This window comes from Mesorhizobium sp. P2_E10, from assembly GCF_056404235.1.
Genome location: NZ_JBFUEK010000002.1, coordinates 678,474 through 694,985 on the forward strand (window position 1 = coordinate 678,474; position 16,512 = coordinate 694,985).

The 16,512-nt window shown below is 62.6% G+C and carries 17 protein-coding genes and 2 tRNA genes; 7 read left to right on the forward strand and 12 right to left on the reverse strand.

The window, feature by feature from the left end:
- Positions 1-3: 3 nt before the first annotated feature.
- From AC1D0N_RS08020 to AC1D0N_RS08030, 3 genes are all read right to left on the reverse strand, one after another.
- Positions 4-921 (reverse strand): carbohydrate ABC transporter permease, encoded by a 918-nt coding sequence (locus tag AC1D0N_RS08020; RefSeq protein ID WP_477242891.1) that lies wholly within the window; start codon positions 919-921, stop codon positions 4-6.
- A 14-nt stretch (positions 922-935) separates the two neighbouring features.
- Positions 936-2,057 (reverse strand): carbohydrate ABC transporter permease, encoded by a 1,122-nt coding sequence (locus AC1D0N_RS08025; RefSeq protein ID WP_477242892.1) that lies wholly within the window; start codon positions 2,055-2,057, stop codon positions 936-938.
- Between the two features lie 96 nt (positions 2,058-2,153).
- Positions 2,154-3,815: an ABC transporter substrate-binding protein gene (locus AC1D0N_RS08030; RefSeq protein ID WP_477242893.1), complete on the reverse strand. Its 1,662-nt coding sequence runs from the start codon at positions 3,813-3,815 to the stop codon at positions 2,154-2,156.
- 290 nt (positions 3,816-4,105) lie between these two features.
- On the opposite strand from AC1D0N_RS08030, the gene AC1D0N_RS08035 reads away from it, so the two are divergent.
- The 5 genes from AC1D0N_RS08035 (at position 4,106) to AC1D0N_RS08055 (ending at position 7,624) form a co-directional block, all read left to right on the forward strand.
- Positions 4,106-5,164 carry an ABC transporter ATP-binding protein gene (locus AC1D0N_RS08035; protein ID WP_477242894.1) on the forward strand — a complete coding sequence of 353 codons (1,059 nt, stop codon included), beginning with the start codon at positions 4,106-4,108 and terminating at the stop codon, positions 5,162-5,164.
- Positions 5,165-5,196: 32 nt separating this feature from the next.
- The gene (locus AC1D0N_RS08040) at positions 5,197-5,649 is read left to right on the forward strand and encodes an RbsD/FucU family protein (RefSeq protein WP_477242895.1); all 453 of its coding nucleotides are present in this window, start codon (positions 5,197-5,199) and stop codon (positions 5,647-5,649) included.
- A 4-nt stretch (positions 5,650-5,653) separates the two neighbouring features.
- Complete coding sequence (rbsK, locus tag AC1D0N_RS08045; RefSeq protein ID WP_477242896.1) at positions 5,654-6,583, forward strand: ribokinase; 930 nt, start codon at positions 5,654-5,656, stop codon at positions 6,581-6,583.
- A gap of 182 nt (positions 6,584-6,765) precedes the next feature.
- Complete coding sequence (locus AC1D0N_RS08050) at positions 6,766-7,083, forward strand: hypothetical protein (protein ID WP_477242897.1); 318 nt, start codon at positions 6,766-6,768, stop codon at positions 7,081-7,083.
- 295 nt (positions 7,084-7,378) lie between these two features.
- On the forward strand, positions 7,379-7,624 hold the full coding sequence (locus AC1D0N_RS08055) for a hypothetical protein (protein ID WP_477242898.1): 246 nt from the start codon (positions 7,379-7,381) through the stop codon (positions 7,622-7,624).
- Positions 7,625-7,726: 102 nt separating this feature from the next.
- Here AC1D0N_RS08055 and AC1D0N_RS08060 read toward each other — a convergent pair whose 3' ends face one another.
- Both AC1D0N_RS08060 and AC1D0N_RS08065 read right to left on the reverse strand, forming a co-directional pair.
- The gene (locus AC1D0N_RS08060) at positions 7,727-8,245 is read right to left on the reverse strand and encodes a hypothetical protein (protein ID WP_477243117.1); all 519 of its coding nucleotides are present in this window, start codon (positions 8,243-8,245) and stop codon (positions 7,727-7,729) included.
- Positions 8,246-8,559: 314 nt separating this feature from the next.
- Positions 8,560-8,636: transfer RNA gene (locus AC1D0N_RS08065), tRNA-Asp, on the reverse strand.
- Positions 8,637-8,853: 217 nt separating this feature from the next.
- On the opposite strand from AC1D0N_RS08065, the gene AC1D0N_RS08070 reads away from it, so the two are divergent.
- Positions 8,854-8,929, forward strand: a tRNA-Val gene (locus AC1D0N_RS08070).
- Between the two features lie 50 nt (positions 8,930-8,979).
- On the opposite strand, the gene AC1D0N_RS08075 is transcribed toward AC1D0N_RS08070, so the two are convergent.
- Positions 8,980-9,765, reverse strand: a complete 786-nt coding sequence (locus AC1D0N_RS08075) for an SDR family NAD(P)-dependent oxidoreductase (RefSeq protein ID WP_477242899.1) — start codon at positions 9,763-9,765, stop codon at positions 8,980-8,982.
- Between the two features lie 98 nt (positions 9,766-9,863).
- Between AC1D0N_RS08075 and uxuA the strand changes: the two genes are divergently transcribed.
- The gene (gene uxuA / locus AC1D0N_RS08080) at positions 9,864-11,048 is read left to right on the forward strand and encodes a mannonate dehydratase (protein ID WP_477242900.1); all 1,185 of its coding nucleotides are present in this window, start codon (positions 9,864-9,866) and stop codon (positions 11,046-11,048) included.
- Between the two features lie 22 nt (positions 11,049-11,070).
- On the opposite strand, the gene AC1D0N_RS08085 is transcribed toward uxuA, so the two are convergent.
- The 6 genes from AC1D0N_RS08085 to AC1D0N_RS08110 all read right to left on the reverse strand — a co-directional run bounded on the left by AC1D0N_RS08085 (position 11,071) and on the right by AC1D0N_RS08110 (position 16,332).
- The gene (locus tag AC1D0N_RS08085; protein WP_477242901.1) at positions 11,071-11,826 is read right to left on the reverse strand and encodes an ABC transporter permease; all 756 of its coding nucleotides are present in this window, start codon (positions 11,824-11,826) and stop codon (positions 11,071-11,073) included.
- On the reverse strand, positions 11,823-12,596 hold the full coding sequence (locus tag AC1D0N_RS08090) for an ABC transporter ATP-binding protein (protein WP_477242902.1): 774 nt from the start codon (positions 12,594-12,596) through the stop codon (positions 11,823-11,825). The genes AC1D0N_RS08085 and AC1D0N_RS08090 overlap by 4 nt, the downstream gene beginning before the upstream one ends.
- Positions 12,596-13,648 (reverse strand): ABC transporter substrate-binding protein, encoded by a 1,053-nt coding sequence (locus tag AC1D0N_RS08095; protein WP_477242903.1) that lies wholly within the window; start codon positions 13,646-13,648, stop codon positions 12,596-12,598. The genes AC1D0N_RS08090 and AC1D0N_RS08095 overlap by 1 nt, the downstream gene beginning before the upstream one ends.
- Before the next feature lie 67 nt (positions 13,649-13,715).
- A complete protein-coding gene (locus AC1D0N_RS08100; protein ID WP_477242904.1) occupies positions 13,716-14,153 on the reverse strand; it encodes a VOC family protein in 438 nt (145 codons plus the stop codon).
- Positions 14,154-14,155: 2 nt separating this feature from the next.
- On the reverse strand, positions 14,156-14,899 hold the full coding sequence (locus tag AC1D0N_RS08105) for a FadR/GntR family transcriptional regulator (RefSeq protein ID WP_477242905.1): 744 nt from the start codon (positions 14,897-14,899) through the stop codon (positions 14,156-14,158).
- Positions 14,896-16,332, reverse strand: coding sequence for an FAD-binding oxidoreductase (locus tag AC1D0N_RS08110; RefSeq protein WP_477242906.1), 1,437 nt, complete (start codon positions 16,330-16,332; stop codon positions 14,896-14,898). Before AC1D0N_RS08110 ends, AC1D0N_RS08105 begins: the two co-directional genes overlap by 4 nt.
- Positions 16,333-16,512: the final 180 nt, after the last annotated feature.

Genomic DNA, 16,512 nt, shown 5'->3' on the forward strand with positions numbered 1-16,512 from the left:
CGCCTACTTCACGGCTCCCGCCGTCATGCCCATGATCAGATAGCGCTCCAGCGCGATGCCAATGACGGCAAGCGGCGCGATTGCCGCGGTGGCGAGCGCCGCCATCGACCACCAGTTGATGCCTTGCGAGCCGGTCTGGCTCGCCACCATGACCGGAATGGTCTTGGCGTCGGTTGAGGTCAAAAGCGCGGCAAAGAAATACTCGTTCCAGCACAGCACCATCGCCAGGATGAAGGCGGCGACCATGCCCGGCAAGGCGATCGGCATAACGATGCGGAAAAAGGCGCCCCAGATCGACAGGCCGTCGACCAAAGCTGCCTCCTCCAGTTCGACCGGGATCGAATTGAACTGGTCGCGCATGATCCAGATGACGATCGGCAGCACCATCAGCGTGTAGAGCAGGATCAGCCCGACGCGTGTGTCGAGCAGGCCGACTTCGCGGTAGAGCACGAGGAAGGGCAAAGCGAGCACCACCGGCGGCAGGATCAGCTGCGACAGGAAAAAGAAAGAAATGTCCTCGTTCTTGAACCAGGCGAAGTGATAGCGGTAGCGGGTCAGGCCATAGGCAGCGAGGCTGCCGATGATGATGGCCAGGCTCGACGCGCCGACCGAGGTGATGACCGAATTCATGAAGCGCTTGAGGAATTCGTCGCGCACCGTCGAGGTCCGAAAGATCGAGTCCGGCGACAGGCCAAGCGAGCGCCAGCCTTTCCAGTCCGGCTGGAAATCGACGAACGGGATGAGATGCCCTTGGGTGACGTCGACCGCGGTCTTGAACGAGGTGGTGATCGTCCAGTAGATCGGGAACAGGCAAATGAAGGCCCAGAAGGCGAGCGCGCCGTAGATGAAGACGCGGTTGGCGACGAAGCTCGCCGGCGAGCGGATTTCGGAAGCGGTATAGTCGGTGGTCTGGACGCTCATGGTAGCCGCCGGCCCTAATTGACGTTGCGCACGAAGCGGTTGGCGAATTTCAACAGCCACGTCACGAACACGACGATGATCACGAGATAGGCCATCGCCAGCATGGTGCCGTAGCCGACATTCGAGCGGTCGCGGTATTCCCGGTAGATGAAGCTCGACACGGAATCGGTAGCACCACCCGGGCCGCCGGAGGTGACGGTGATGATGATGTCGGCCAGCTTCAGCTTGAAGATAATGCGCAGGATGACCGCCGTCACCGATACCGGCAGCATCAGCGGAAAAGTGACCTGCCAGAAAGTCTGCCAGGCGGTGGCGCCGTCGACGCGCGCGGCCTCGAGCACCTCGCGCGACATCGCCTGCAGGCCGGCGAGCAGCATGATCATCATGAACGGGATGAAGGTCCAGGCATCGAGAACCATGATCGAGATGCGGGCGGTGATCGGGTCCGAGAAGAAGGCCGGGTTTTCCCAGCCGAGAGTGCGTGCCAGCGTCGCGGCCGGCCCGAAGCGATATTCCATGATCGATTTGCCGACCATCCACGATACCGCGACCGGCGACAGCATCAACGGCATCAGGAAGACGACGCGGAAGAATTTGCGTGCCCGGATCTGCGCGTTGAGCAGCAGCGCCAGGCCAAAGGCGATCGCATATTCGACCAGCACGGCAAGCACGTAGAGCACCATGTTGAACAGCGCGTTGCGGTAGTACGGGTCGGACAGCATCTGCCAGAAATTGTCGAGCCCATTGAATTTCCGGCCGGTGATGGAACTGAGGTTCCAGTCGGTCAGCGCGATGTAGAAGCCGAACAGCGTCGGAAAGATCACCATGGCGATGGTGAACAGCAGTGCCGGCAGCAGGAACAGCGCGCGCTGGCCGTCTTCGCCGCGCGTCAGCACCTGGCCGATGCCGATTGCCACGCCCCAAAGCATGTAGGCATAGACGACCGGCCGCCAGGTCTCGAAGCCAATGGCGTCGACTTCAGTCTTGTACAGGATCTGGACTGCGATGATTGCCAAGAGACCGAGCGTCGCAACGGCCATCAACGTCCGGCCGAGCCGCTTGCGGCCTGGCGCTATCAGGTCGGATGGAACGGCGTTTGCCGGCCATGCATTGGTGGGCAAGGTCTGGTCAGCCACGCGTCTCGTCCATTCATAAGAAGGCCCTTCGACCGGCCTGGCCGGTCAGGTCCGGCGGCTTTGCACCGCCGGACCCTTGTTCACTATACGATCAGCCTACACGCCAAGCGAGGCCTTGTAGAGCTTGATCTGGTTCTCGCGGCCGAGCTGGTCGGTCAGCTTCTCCCAGGCGGCGGCGATGGCGTCGGCGCCTTCCTGCGCCTTCATCTTGCCCGCGAAGGTGTTGGCCAGAATGTCCTCGGCGGCGCTGTAATACTGGAAGATGCCGGGGATGCGTGGCTCGATCGCCGCGTTCGGATGGTTGTAGCTGTCGGCTTCCGACTTGAGATACGAGGTGATGAACGCCTCGTCGTAGCCGGCCGCCACCCATTCCGGAATGTTGAAATGGCTGTTGCGGTAGGGCTGGAAGCCTGACGGATACGCCGCGCACCAAAGCGACAGGTCCTTGCCGCCGAGATGGGCTGCTGCCGACCAGGCCGCCTTTTTCTTCTTTTCGTCGCTATCGACGCGGGCCATGACATAAACGCCCCAGCCGAGATAAGCGCAGTTCGGCGAGAAGTTCGGGCCGCTGGCCAGCGTATCCCACTTGCCGGTCTTGGAGTTGTAGACATCGTCCGAGCCGGGCAGGATCGAGAAGCCGACGGTGTCGCCGATAACCGAAGAATCGTTGGTCTTGGCGTTGGAGCCGATGTCGCCCCACCACGGGATCATCGAGCCGGTACCGGCGAGGAACTGGCTGAAGCCTGTGGTGTTGGGATCGGCGTTGATCTGGTCGGCCGGTTCGAAAGGCAGCGCGTCGATCACATCCTGGATGGCACGCACCCAGGCCGGATTGTTGATGCGCGGCTTCATCGTGTCGGCGTCGAACAGCCAGGCCTTGTCGTCCGGATGCTTGGCATAGGCGGTGGCGCGGCTGCCAAGGAAATAGAAGCCGAAACCGCCCCAGGCCTTGGGCGCGTCGAGATAACCGTAGACGTCCTGACCGTTGAATTTCTGGCCTTTCAGGAATTTGGTCACGGCCTGCACCTGCTGCCAGGTGGTCGGCACGCCCCACGGCGTTGCATTGCCGGCGGCTTTCCAGGCGTCGGCGAGACCTTTGTCGGAGAAAACATCGGTGCGATAGTTGAAGTTGTGCGCATCGCCGTCGACGGTCACGCGATACTGCTTGCCGTCCCATGTACCGACAGGCGGCTTGAGATAGTTGACCAGGTCGTCCATTTCGATTTGCTTCTTGACCCAGTCCGGCATCTCGGAGGCCAGCCCCTTGCCGCAGACGTCGCCTTCGAACGGCGCGCCCATTTCGATGACGTCGAAGTCGACGGTTTTGGTGGCGATTGACTGCTGCAGGCGCGCGCCGTAGTCGGCCTGTGCCAGATCGATCCAGGTGAACTTGGCTCCGGTGTAGTCTTCCCAGGCCTTCAGGAAGCCGCGGTAGAGCACATTGTGCAGGTTCTGGTTATTGAGACCCATGAAGGTGAGCTCGACACCGGCGAACTCGCCTGGCTTGATGCTGGCCTTGGTGGCGCCAAGGCACATCTCACCGACCTTCTGGAAGTCGGCATCGGTCGGTTGACCCTTGCCGACACCCGGGACTTGCAGGATCTGCGCGCGCAGATCATCGGCGAAAGCCGGACGCGTCAATGCGCCGAGGCCGGCGCCCGATGCCGCCGAGAGCGCGGCCATGCTGGCCGCTCCCTTGAGTATGTCGCGTCGGGTTGCTCCCGCGCGGACCAATTTTTCGTAAAGACCGACTCTCATCTACCATTCCTCCCAGAACAACAGTCGTGAATTGACCAGACATGGATTTGATATGCCAATCTCAGACGCCGAAACGTCCGCGGTTCTCCTATATCATATGGGGACGTGGGACCCCACCCTGCGTCGCCAGGAGTTCCGTTGACCGGAAAAAGGGCCGGCTGTCGGATTGGCACTCGCACTATTCGCGTAATCGATTACCTTGTCAACAAGGATGGGTTTTTATCTATAAGATACTGGCTTGCCCTAATCGTTGGCAATGGCTAGCTTCACCGAAAACGATAGAGGGGACGATGGCTCAAGTCGCGATCACCAATGTGGCCAAGGCGTTCGGAACCGTCAAGGTCCTGCACGATGTCAGTGTCGATATCGCCGACGGGCAGTTCGTGGTGCTGGTCGGCCCGTCTGGGTGCGGCAAGTCCACGCTGCTCAGGATGGTGGCGGGGCTGGAAACCATATCCGGCGGAACGATCGCCATCGGCGACCGTGTCGTCAACCATCTGCCGCCGGCCAAGCGCGATATCGCCATGGTGTTCCAGAACTACGCGCTCTATCCGCACAAGACCGTGGAGCAGAACATGGCCTTTGCGCTCAAGCTGCGCAAAACCGATCCGGCCGTGGTTGCGGAACGGGTCAAGCGCGCCGCCGACATCCTCGACCTCAACCCCTATCTCAAGCGTTATCCGCGCCAGCTCTCGGGCGGCCAGCGCCAGCGCGTCGCCATGGGCCGCGCCATTGTGCGCAACCCGCAAGTGTTCCTGTTCGACGAGCCGCTCTCCAATCTCGACGCCAAGCTGCGCGTGCAGATGCGCACCGAGATCAAGGAACTGCACCAGCGGCTGAAGACCACCACCATCTATGTCACCCACGACCAGATCGAAGCCATGACGATGGCCGACAAGATCGTGGTCATGCGCGATGGCCGCATCGAGCAGGTCGGCGCGCCGCTGGAATTGTTTGACCGGCCGGCCAATCTGTTTGTTGCCGGCTTCATCGGCTCGCCGTCGATGAACCTGCTCAAGGGCGTCGTGAAGAAGGGCGACAAGCCGGTCGTCGAGATTGCCGGCACGCCGTTCCCGATTGCCGCCAGCAGCGCCGTGGAGAACGGGCGCAATGTCGTCTACGGCGTCCGGCCCGAGCATCTCGAAATCCACCCCGACGGTGTTGCCGCCAAAATCTCGGTGGTCGAACCCACAGGTTCCGAAACGCTGGTCTTCCTGCGCTTCGGCGAGGGCGAGATGGTGGCGCTGTTTCGCGAGCGCCACGACTTCAAGCCGGGCGACACGCTGCATCTGAAGCCGCGGCTTGACCAGGTCCATCTCTTCGACGCAGAGACCGGCAACCGGCTCTGATTTCACACCCAAAATCCGTTCGGGAGGAATAAATGCTCAAAGGGATCAACCCGTTGCTCAATGCCGATGTGCTGCAGGCACTGCGGGCAATGGGACACGGCGACGATTTGATCATCGCCGACACAAATTTCCCGGCCGATTCGGTGGCGCGCCAGACCGTGCTCGGCAAGTTGCTGCGCATCGACGCGTCGGCGGCGGATGTGGTCAAGGCCGTGCTGTCGCTCTATCCGCTGGATACATTCGTCGACGACGCGGCCGCCCGCATGGAGATCGTCGGCAAGCCGGATGAGATTCCGCCCGTGCAACAGGAAGTGCAGAGGCAGATCGACGCCGCCGAAGGCAAGGCCTGGCCGATGATTTCGGTCGAGCGCTACGCCTTCTACGAACGCTCGAAGAAGGCCTATTGCGTCATCCAGACCGGCGAGCGCCGCTTCTATGGCTGCTTCGCCTTCCGCAAGGGCGTCGTCCCGCCGGACGCGGAGTAGCACCATGGCAGAAGGCAAGCCTGTCGTTATCCTCGGCGTCTTCGTCGCCGACACCGCATATCGCGCCGATCGCCAGCCACGTATGGGTGAGACCATTCTCGGCAACTCCTTCAAGCTCGGCCCCGGCGGCAAGGGGTCGAACCAGGCGGTGGCGGCCGGCAAGCTTGGCGCCGACGTTACCTTCCTCACGCGGCTCGGCGTCGATGCCTTCGCCGATATGGCGAGGCAGACCTGGGCGCAGGCCGGGGTGAAGAGCGCCGTCATCGACACGCCCGAGAGCTACACCGGTGCGGCCTACATCTTTGTCGAGGAGGCAACCGGCAACAACGCCATCATCGTCAGCCCCGGTGCGGCGATGCTGATTTCACCCGCCGATATCGACGCTCATGCCGGCCTGATCGGTTCGGCAGGCGTCTTCGTCACCCAGTTCGAGCAGCCGATCGAGGCAGCGCTGCGGGCGCTGGAGATCGCGCGTGGGGCAGGGGTGACCACCATCCTCAACCCGGCGCCTGCGGCGATGCTGCCCGATCGCATCTACGCGCTTTGCGACTATGTCACGCCCAACGAGACCGAAGCCGAGGAACTGACCGGCATCAAGGTTTCCTCCATCGACGACGCCCGCCGCGCCGCCGACAGCTTGCTCGGAAAGGGCGTCGGCGCTGTCATCGTCACGCTCGGCGACAAGGGCGCATTGCTGCACACGAAAAACCGTTCCGACCATGTTCCCGTGGTCAATGCTGGGCCGGTGGTCGAGACGACAGGGGCGGGCGACGCTTTCAATGGCGGCCTGGCCGCGGCGCTCGCCAAAGGAGTGGAGCCGTTGCAGGCGATGCGCTTCGCTTGCGCCGTCGCCGGCATTTCGGTGACGCGGCCGGGCACGGCGCCGTCCATGCCGACGCTGCAGGAGGTCGAGGCGCTGCTGGCGAAGGGGTAGAAGCAGGCGCGAAATTGTTTTCGGCATGATTGGCGCGCAAGGAGGAACTTCGATGCTCTGGGTGGCCCTGGCCTTGGGGGCATTGCTTGCGGGCAAATGCCTGTCATTCGTCTCGACGCTTGCCAAAACGGCGGCCAAAATGGCGCAGCATGGCTCAGACCAGGCGTCCAATTCAGGCCAGAATGACCCCCGACTGGCTGACAGGCTTGATGGGTATCTGCTTCGTCGAACTGGTCGGGGCGGTCAGCGGCATCTGGTATTTTGAGGGATGGATCTACGGTCTCGTCGCGCTTGCCGCAGCTGTTGCTCTTCCTGCCATTTTCCATGCAGCGGTGCCGCCGCGCCCGGGCTCGATCCTGTATCTGCGCAGTGCGGCGCACACGCTGGCAGGCCAGTCCATCGACCTGGCAAAAAACGGTGATTCCAAGGGCGCCTCGGCGAGAAGAGAGATGATCAGGCGGCTCGTTTCAACCCGGCCCGAGATGGCGCGATACCTATAAATCCTGAAATTGTCAGGCCGGCATTCAGACTTCCGAGGCGCTCGTGCTTGGGGTGTCATATTAGCAACAGGTAATGTTAATCAGCAATCCGGTCTTGCGCCATTGGCATAGGTGTCCCGTAATGGGTCGTCATGTCTGGCACCGCAATTGCACTGTCAGCAATGCCGGGGGCATCCATCGCTCCCGGCGAACGGGGGGCGATTGGGGCCCGCCGCTTCGCAAAATGAAGCGGCGGGCTCTTTAACTGCCGATTTGAAAGCCGCCTGAATCGCCGAAACATGGGTGCTGGGCCATTATGTATTTTCCGCAATTTTTGGTGGGCATGTTCGCAACGTCGTTCATCGTTGCGATCTGGGCCGAGATCGAAACCGGGTCCGTCTGGAAGGCGCTCGGCTGGGCTGTTCTTGCAATGTTTGTTCTTCAGCTTGGATACATCGGCCTCGTCGTCCGCCTGATTTACAAACGGGGATCGGAAGCCATCGAGGGAGATGGTGCGAGCGGGGCTCGAGCCCGCGACCTCCGGCGTGACAGGCCAGCATGACCCTTGCTGGCTGACAGGCTTGATAGGCATCGAACGCGTCAGGAAGGCGCTGCTTCCACACGCGCAACTGCCAAGGGTCCCGAGTGACCCGGAGATGACCAACTACTGCCTGACGTAGCAGCGCTTGTGGGCGCCGGGTGCGGGATCGTCACCGAATGAATCGTTGTCGCATTGGACACCGTTCCTGAATACGTCTTGCGTGAACCGGCCGCGCCCCCCGTACCTCACCACCTTGCGGCCCCGGAAATCACAATATTCGCCTTCACGGGCACAGGCGACCCATTCGTCACGGCGAGGCTCGTCGTAGCCGCCATCGGAGTCGTCGCGATCGCGCAGCACGATGAAACACGCCTTTTGCCGGCCGGGCGCCGGGTCACCAAAGACACGAGTTGAGCACGGCACTGCGTCGCGGTCGAAAAAGCGGGAGGTGCTGCGACCCTGAACGCCGAACACCACTTCGGAGGGATAAGGCAGCCGGCAAATGCCGCCCTCGCGCGCGCATCGCTGAAGCCGATCGGCCGAGGCTGTATTGGGAAAGAGAGCGGAAGCGATCATTGTCAGTCCGACCAGGCAGATCAATGTGAACACCATGCGCATCGAAACGTTTGGGGCGATTGACATTGCAAGTCCTCCTTCCAGCTCAGACATTCTATAGCAGGCCTATTGTCCGACGATGAATCAAGCGATCTATCGGCGGATATGCAAGTGGCGTTTCACCAGAATAGTCAGCTTACCGCCGCGGCACCCCATTTGCACAGAGCCACCAATGATTCGAAGCCAGTCGTCAAGGAAGCGCGGCGGGAAATCGACAACGTCAGAAGACCGACGGCAATGGCCGGCATTCGGAGCGCCTCAGTTTGCCTGTGCAAGAACAGATTTTTGACATCAACGTCGACATTTCTCCGGCACCAAGGATCGTGACCCTTGAAGAGAAATGGCGCGAGTGACGGGGCTCGAACCCGCGACCTCCGGCGTGACAGGCCGGCACTCTAACCAACTGAGCTACACCCGCGCATGGACGAGCACGTGTCAGCCGTGTTCGTCGTTGGGGCGGTGGATAAGGGGTTCGCCACCGGGTGTCAAGCGCACCTGGACAGCATAACAGCAAACAGGAGAAGGTTTTTTGACAAGCGGGATTTTGTTGTCAAAACCAGCCGATGGCGAGGGGGCCGCCTGTTCATTTGGCCTTGCGAAGCCTGTCCTGACCGCTTAAAGGTCCGCGCCGGAGCGGGCGATTAGCTCAGTTGGTAGAGCGCTTCGTTTACACCGAAGATGTCGGCGGTTCGAGCCCGTCATCGCCCACCATTTTACAGGTCTTGCTGGATTGAATGATCGGATCGCGGCGATCCGGCCAACTACTTGACCCCGATGCCGGCGGTCAGGCCGCCGTCGATCTTGTAGTCGGCGCCGGTGCAGAAGCCCGCTTTGGACGAGCAAAGAAAGGCGATCAGCTCCGCCACTTCTTCCGGCTCGCCGATGCGGCCAAGCGGGTGCGCTTCGCCGAAACGTCTGAAAGCGGCTTCGATATCGGCGTCGCTGCCGCTGTCGCCGCGCGCCGCCTTTTCCAGTATTGGTGTGCGGATTGATCCCGGGCTGACCGAATTCACGCGGATTCCCTGGCGGGCATAGTCGAGCGCCAGCGAGCGCGTCAGCGTATGGATCGCCCCTTTGGTCGTCGCATAGGCGGCGACGTTCTGCTGGCAGGCGTGGCCCTGTACCGACGCCAGGTTGACGATGGCGCCGCCACCCCGCTTGATCATTTCGGGAATGCCGAAATGGGCTGTCAGGTAGATGGAGCCGACATTGACGGACATTGCCCGGTTCCAGGTCTCGAAATCCGTGTTCGTTGCGGTGCCATAAGGGTGCACGGCGGCCGAGTTGACGATGACGTCCAGTCCGCCGAAGCGCGCGACGCCGGCAGCGATCGCCCGGGCCACCTGATCGGGCACGGAAACATCAGTTGTCACCACCAACGCCTTTGCGCCGGAACCATCCAATTCCCTTTGCATCGCCGCATTCGCATTGCCGTCGATGCCGCACGCGATGATCGCCGCACCACCGGCCGCCAAGCGCCTGGCGCTTGCCAGGCCGATGCCGGTCGTTCCGGTCACCAGCGCAACCTTGCCGTCGAAATCCTTCATGGCTCAAACTCCGTCATCGCGTCGTTGGGATTGCCGAAGTTTCGACTCCGGCTATGGTCCAACAATACGGTTTTGGCTTCGCTTCGGAAGGGACTTCCATGGAACAATGTTGGCGCTGGTACGGGCCGGACGATCCGGTCACGCTCGACCATGTCAGGCAGGCAGCGGCAACGGGTGTCGTGTCGGCCTTGCACAACATCTATGACGGCCGCGCCTGGCCTTTGGCCGACATCCTGGAACGCAAGCGCATCATCGAGGCGGCGGGGCTGACCTGGTCGGTGGTGGAGAGCATCCCCGTCCACAACTCGATCAAGATCGGGTCGGCGGAGAGGCAGCGCTACGCAGGCTTCTACAAGGATACCATTCGGGCCCTGGCCAAGGCCGGCATTTCGACCATCTGCTACAATTTCATGCCCGTGGTCGACTGGACCCGCACCGATCTCATGTATCGGTTGCCGACCACCGGCTACGCCTTGCGCTTCGACGCGATCGACTTCGCCGCCTATGATCTGTTCGTGCTGAAACGCAGCAATGCCGAGGCCAGCTACAGCCCGGCGCGCATCGCCGAAGCGCAAGCGCGGCTGAAGACATTGAGCGGCGAGCAGATCGACAGAATAGAGCGCAATCTCATTGCCGGGCTGCCCGCCACCGAGCGCAGCTATAACAGGGAGACGATGCGCGATGCGCTTGCCGACTATGCGGCAATCGGCCCGGCGGAACTGCGCGCCAACCTTGCCTGGTTCCTGAAGGAAATCATTCCGGTTGCCGAGGAAGTCGGCGCGCGCATGTGCATCCATCCCGACGATCCGCCGTTCTCGTTGTACGGATTGCCGCGCATCGTCTCCACCGCCGATGACGCGCGTTTCATCCTGAACACGGTCGACAGTCCGGCCAACGGACTGACGCTGTGCACCGGCTCCTACGGCACGCGCGCCGACAACGACATTGTCGCCATGGTCGAGGAGTTCGGGTCGAAAATCCACTTCGCCCATCTGCGCAACGTGACGCGCGAAGACGATGGCTCGTTCTTCGAGGCCGAGCATCTGGAAGGCTCGACCGACATGGCCTCGGTGATCCTGGCGCTGATGAAGGAAGAGGTCCGCCGGCGCAAGGAGGGCAGGGCGGACTGGCGCATCCCGATGCGCCCCGACCACGGCCATCTGCTTGCCGACGACATCGGCAAGACCAGGATCAACCCCGGCTATTCGCTGATAGGCCGCCTCAAGGGCCTCGCCGAACTGCGCGGCATCATGCGGGCTGTGGAGCGCTTCGAACTGGCTTGAAACCAGGCAGCGAAAATGCCTGTCAGTATTTTATGACTCGACGCTCGACGAGAACCACGATCGCGAATAGCGCGATCGACAGCGACGACGACAGCACGATCGCCGCGTAAAGCCGGTCTGACTGGTAGTTGAAGCTCGCCTGGATGATGAGTGCACCGAGGCCCTTGTCCGAGCCGATCCACTCGCCGACGATGGCGCCGATAACCGCCGTTGCCGATGCGATCCTCAGCGAGGAAAACAGCATCGGCAGCGCGCGCGGCAGGCGCAGGCTCCAGAAAATTTCCCAGCGCGTCGCCGACAGCACCCGGAACAGCTCATGCTCATTGTCGCTGCCTGAATCCAGGCCACGGATCATGTTCACCAGCGTCGGGAAGAAGCAGATCACTGCCGCGATGACGATCTTCGGCGTCATGCCGAGCCCGAAGATCAGGGTGATGATCGGCGCCAGCGCCAGGATGGGGATGGTGTTGAAGAACAGCACGATCGGAAAATAGGCTGCCTGTAGGATGCGGCTGTGCACGAACAAGACGGCAAGCAGCACGCCGGCAAGATTGCCGATGACAAAACCGGCCAGCGCCTCGATCAGCGTCGGCCTGAGATTGGCGAGCAGCAGCGACAGGTTCTTCTGGAATACGCCGAATATGGCCGTCGGCGTCGGCACGATATAGGCGGGTACGCCCAGCCATGGGAGCAGGACCTGCCAGGCGAAAAGGAGCGACGCGGCACCAAGCACGGGCAGGGCGATGGCAAGCGTTGGCGACAAGGGAGCCGGCTTCATGAGGCCCGCTCCAGCGCACCGCGCAATTCGGCCATGGCGTTGACGATCGCCGGATCCTCGCGCGTGCAGCGGTTGCCGTCCTGCTTGAGCGGCCGCATGTCGAGATCCTTGACCAGGCGCCCAGGATTGGCGGCAAGCACGATGACGCGTTCGCCGAGATAAGCGGCTTCTGCGATCGAGTGTGTGACGAAGAGGATGGTGGTGCCGGTGCGGCGCCACAGGTTCAGAAGCTCGTCATTGAGGCGGTCGCGGGTGATCTCGTCCAGCGCCCCGAACGGCTCGTCCATCAACAGCAGCCTGGGTTGTCCGAGCAGCGCGCGGGCGATGGCCACGCGTTGGCGCTGGCCGCCGGAAAGTTGGTGCGGCAGGCGCTCACTGAGGTCGGCAAGCCCCATCAGGTCAAGCAGGTCGTCGGTGCGATCCTCGATCTTGCGGGTGACGCTGCCTTGGCCGACTGCGAGCGGCAGGCGGATATTGTCGCGCACCGAGCGCCACGGCAGCAAGGTCGAATCCTGGAAGACGAAACCGACATCGCGACGCGAGCGCACCGCATGCGGCGTGTCGCCGAGCACGCTGATGCTGCCGCCGAGCGGATCGAGCAGGTCGGCGACGACGCGCAGCAAGGTCGACTTGCCACACCCCGAAGGTCCCAGAATCGATAGGAAAGATCCGGCCTCGACGGAAAGGTCGAGGCCGGAGAGCACTTTCACCGCCGTCTGCCGGCCGCCATAGCCGACATCCAGTTCGCGGGCTTCGATTGCGTTCGCCATCAGGCGGCGGGCGCGTCGAGCTTGGGCCGGTCGGCGGCCGACAATTCGAGGATTTTTGTGGTGTAGACGTCGGCTGCGGCAGGCCTTCCGTTCGGGTATTGGCCGACCTTGTCCAGCAACGCCAGCTGGCTTTCGATGGAGGCTGGGTCGAATGTCCCCCAGCCATCCTTGGCGGTCGCGGCGTCGAAAGACAGCTTCAGCACGAGATCGATGGTTTTCTGCTCCCAGCCGAGGTCCATTTCCGGATAGGCCGCGACCATCTTGCTCACCGCTTCCTTGGGGTTGGCATGAACCCAGCCCCAACCCTTGGCCACGGCGCCGATGAACTTCGCCAGCGTCTGCGGATCCTGCTCTATCGCTGTATCCGTGGCGAAGTAGACATCGGCATAGGAGTCCAGCCCGAGATCGCGCACCAGAAGGTCGACGCGGTCATCGCCGACGACGCTGAGCGCCTGCGTGTTGGTGATCCAGCCACCGATGGCGTCGACGTCGCCACGTATCAGCGGCGCCTTGTCGAAGCCGACATTGACGACGGTGACATCGTCGGCGCTCAAGCCGTTCTTCGACAGGATTTCGTCGATGACAAAACGAGCTGTCGGCTGAATGCCGATCTTCTTGCCCTTGAGGTCGGCCACGGCGCGGATCGGATTCGATCCCTTTGAGGTGAAGGCGTACGGCCCGGTGCGGAAGCCGCAGGCGATGATTTTCACCGGCACGCCGCTGGCGCGCGCGGCATAGAGCTGCGGCGTTTCGGAGAACTGGCCAAGCTGGGCGGAGCCTGAAATCACCGGCGGCACGGTCGCGGAATTGGGCCCGCCGGGGCTGAACTCGACGTCAAGCCCGGCCTCCTTGAAATAGCCATTGGCTACGGCGGCGATATCGCCGATCTGGCCGTTCGACATCAGCCAGTCATACTGGATGACGACCTTTCCGGCTGCTTTCGCGCCTGGCGTGAGCAAAAGCTGCATGCCCTGAGATGCGGCCGCTAGGCCGATCAGGCCGGTCTTGATGAAGGTCCGGCGGTTTGTCTGGTAGCGTTGGTTCCCACTCATTTTTCGCTCCTGTTGGATCAAGATTGTTCCGTCAAAATCCGCGCCACTCCCGCCGGCGCGACGTCACCTACGGCCTTTCGTCGTGATAATCGCCTGGGCCGCCGTCGAGCCAGGCGTATAGTTCCCAGAGCGTGTCGTCCGGGTCGGTGAAATAGGCGCAGCGCGCATTCCAGACATAGTCCTGGGGTGGGCTATAGAAGGGCACACCCTTGGCAGTCAGATCGGCGTAGAGCCGGTCGATCTCGGCGGGCGCGTCGAGCTTGACCGCCACGCAGACCTTGTGCGCATGCCGCGGCGAGCGGGCATTCGACACGCCAGTGTTGCTGTTGATGTGGTCGAGCTCCCAGGCGGCGAGGGTCACCCCTTCGCCATGGAAATCGGCAAAGCCCTCGGCGCGCCGGCGCAGCCGGAAGCCGAGCTTGTCGACATAGAATTCCACGGTCCGCTCGATGTCGGCGACAAGCAGGCACACGTCTGTAATCCGATCCAGGCCACCGATCGCCATGGCTACTTGCCCTCGCCGATGCGTTCAGGGCGCAAGGCCGGCAGTTTCACGCCGACACGATGCGCGGCGCCGACGATGTGGGCCCGCATTGCCGCTTCGGCCGCCGCCGGATCGCCCGCGACCAGCGCCTCATAGATGCGCACATGCTCACCGACATTGACCTCGACGAGATCGTGCAGCGGGTTGGTGAGACGGGCGTAGTGGATCGAGCGGCGGATCTGCTCGCAGACGAAGGAAATGAAGGTGTGGATGTAGCTGTTGCCGGTGGCCCGCGCGATCTCGCGATGGAACAGCAGATCGGCGTCGATGCTTCCTTCCTCCCAGCGCTCCTCGCCACTCATGCGGTCGAGCGCCGCCTTGATGGCATCGAGATGCTCCTGGTCGCGGCGCTCGGCGGCAAGCGCCGCCGATTCGGCCTCGAGGATGCAGCGCAGCTCGAACAGCCGCTGCATATTCTGGCCTTCATTCAGCGTCTCGCGGTCGATGCGGATTGCCGCCCGCTGCTCCGGCGCCAGGACGAACGAACCGATACCTTGTCGCGCCTCCACCATGCCGTCGGCGCGCAATTGCGCGATCGCCTCGCGCACGACATTGCGGCTGACGCCGAACTTCTCCGAAAGCTGTTGCTCCGTCGGCAGCAGACTGCCCGGATTGAGGTCGCCGGATTCGATCTCGCGGCTGAGGAACGCGGCGACGCGATGTGGCAACGCTTCCACCGTGCCGATGGCAGCCAGTCGTGTTTTCATGAAAAACTCTCCATCGAGGGCAGAAGGCAACCGGGGTTCATCAGCCCGTTGGGGTCGAGCGCCTGTTTCAGCGCGGTGACGAGCCGTCTGTGCGTTGGCGATAGGCCGGTCCAGAATGCACGCTGGCGGGTGCGTCCGATGCCATGCTCGGCGCTGATCGAGCCGCCAAGCGCGGCGGTGATGGCGTAGAGCCCGGCTGCAATATCGGCGCCTCTGGCACGGGCAACGGCCTCGACAAGACCGGGCGGTGGCAGCACGTTGAAATGGATGTTGCCGTCGCCGGCGTGCCCGTAGGCTTGCGCAATCCAGCCGGGATGGCGCAAGGCGACAAAGTCGCGAGCTTGCTCGACCAGTTCCGGAATGTCCGAGAGGCGCGCCGAAAGGTCGGTGCGCACATGATAGCCTCGCTTGGCCTGGCCTTCGACCAGCCCTTCGCGAATTGCCCAGAACGACTTTGTTTGCGCGCCGCTTGCGGCAAGGACCGCCTCGGTGACGAGACCTTTTTCCATGGCGCCGGCAAGGAAATCGACCAGCAAGGTGCTGAGGTCGATAGGAGCGCTGGTCGACAATTCGATCAGCACATGGACCGGGGCTGTGACCGGCGCGACGAGGTTGGCGTCGATCAGGCGGGCAAGCGCGATGCATTCCGAGCCGATGATCTCAAAGGCGGAGATCAGATCGGCACAGCCACGGCGTGCCTCGCGAAAAAGGGCGATGGCCGCTTCGAACGAGGCAACGCCGAGATAGGCGGTCTCGACACGGTTGGGCTTGGGAAACAGCTTGACCTCGACGCCGGTGATGATGCCCAGCGTGCCTTCGCTGCCGATGAAGAACTGCTTCAGATCATAGCCACGATTGTCCTTGCGCAGGCCGGAAAAGCCGCTCCACAAGTCACCGTCCGGCAGCACGACCTCGAGACCGAGGATGAGGTCGCGCGCCATGCCATAGCGCAGCACATTGACGCCACCGGCATTGCTGGCGGCGTTGCCGCCGATCTGGCAGCTTCCCTGGGCGCCGAGCGCCAGCGGAAACAGGCAATCTTGCGCCTCGCTGGCATCCTTGATGTGCTGCAGGACGCAGCCGGCATCGGCCTGCAGGATGAAATTGTCGGCGTCGACGAGCCGAATGGCGTTCAACCGCTCCAGACTGACGATCACCGCGCCGCCGGTCCCGATGTCGATTGCGCCGGCGACCAGCCCGGTGTTGCCGCCCTGCGGAATGACGCCGAGCCCGAGCGCGCTGCAAAGCCGCACCAGCGCCTGCACCTCGGCGACGGAGCCAGGCTTCAGAACGGCGAGCGCCTTGCCGCTGTGATCGCCGGCCCAATCACCGAGATACTTCGCCATGCCGGCGGCATCAGCGATCACGCCGCTGTGTCCGACCACGCCCTGCAGCGCGTCGAGAACTGATGAGGCAATGCCGTGCGCTGTCATCCCGGGCCAGACTGGATCAGTAGGAAGGTATGGATATACATATCATCCTACAACTAGTTTATGTCAACGGTAATATGCCGAGGAGAGACGGTGCGCAGCGAGGAAGGGAAGGGGGATGCCTCTGCAGCTACGGATCAGCCAGCGCCTCTCGGCGCGATGGTAAGTCCGCTTGGGGTTGCC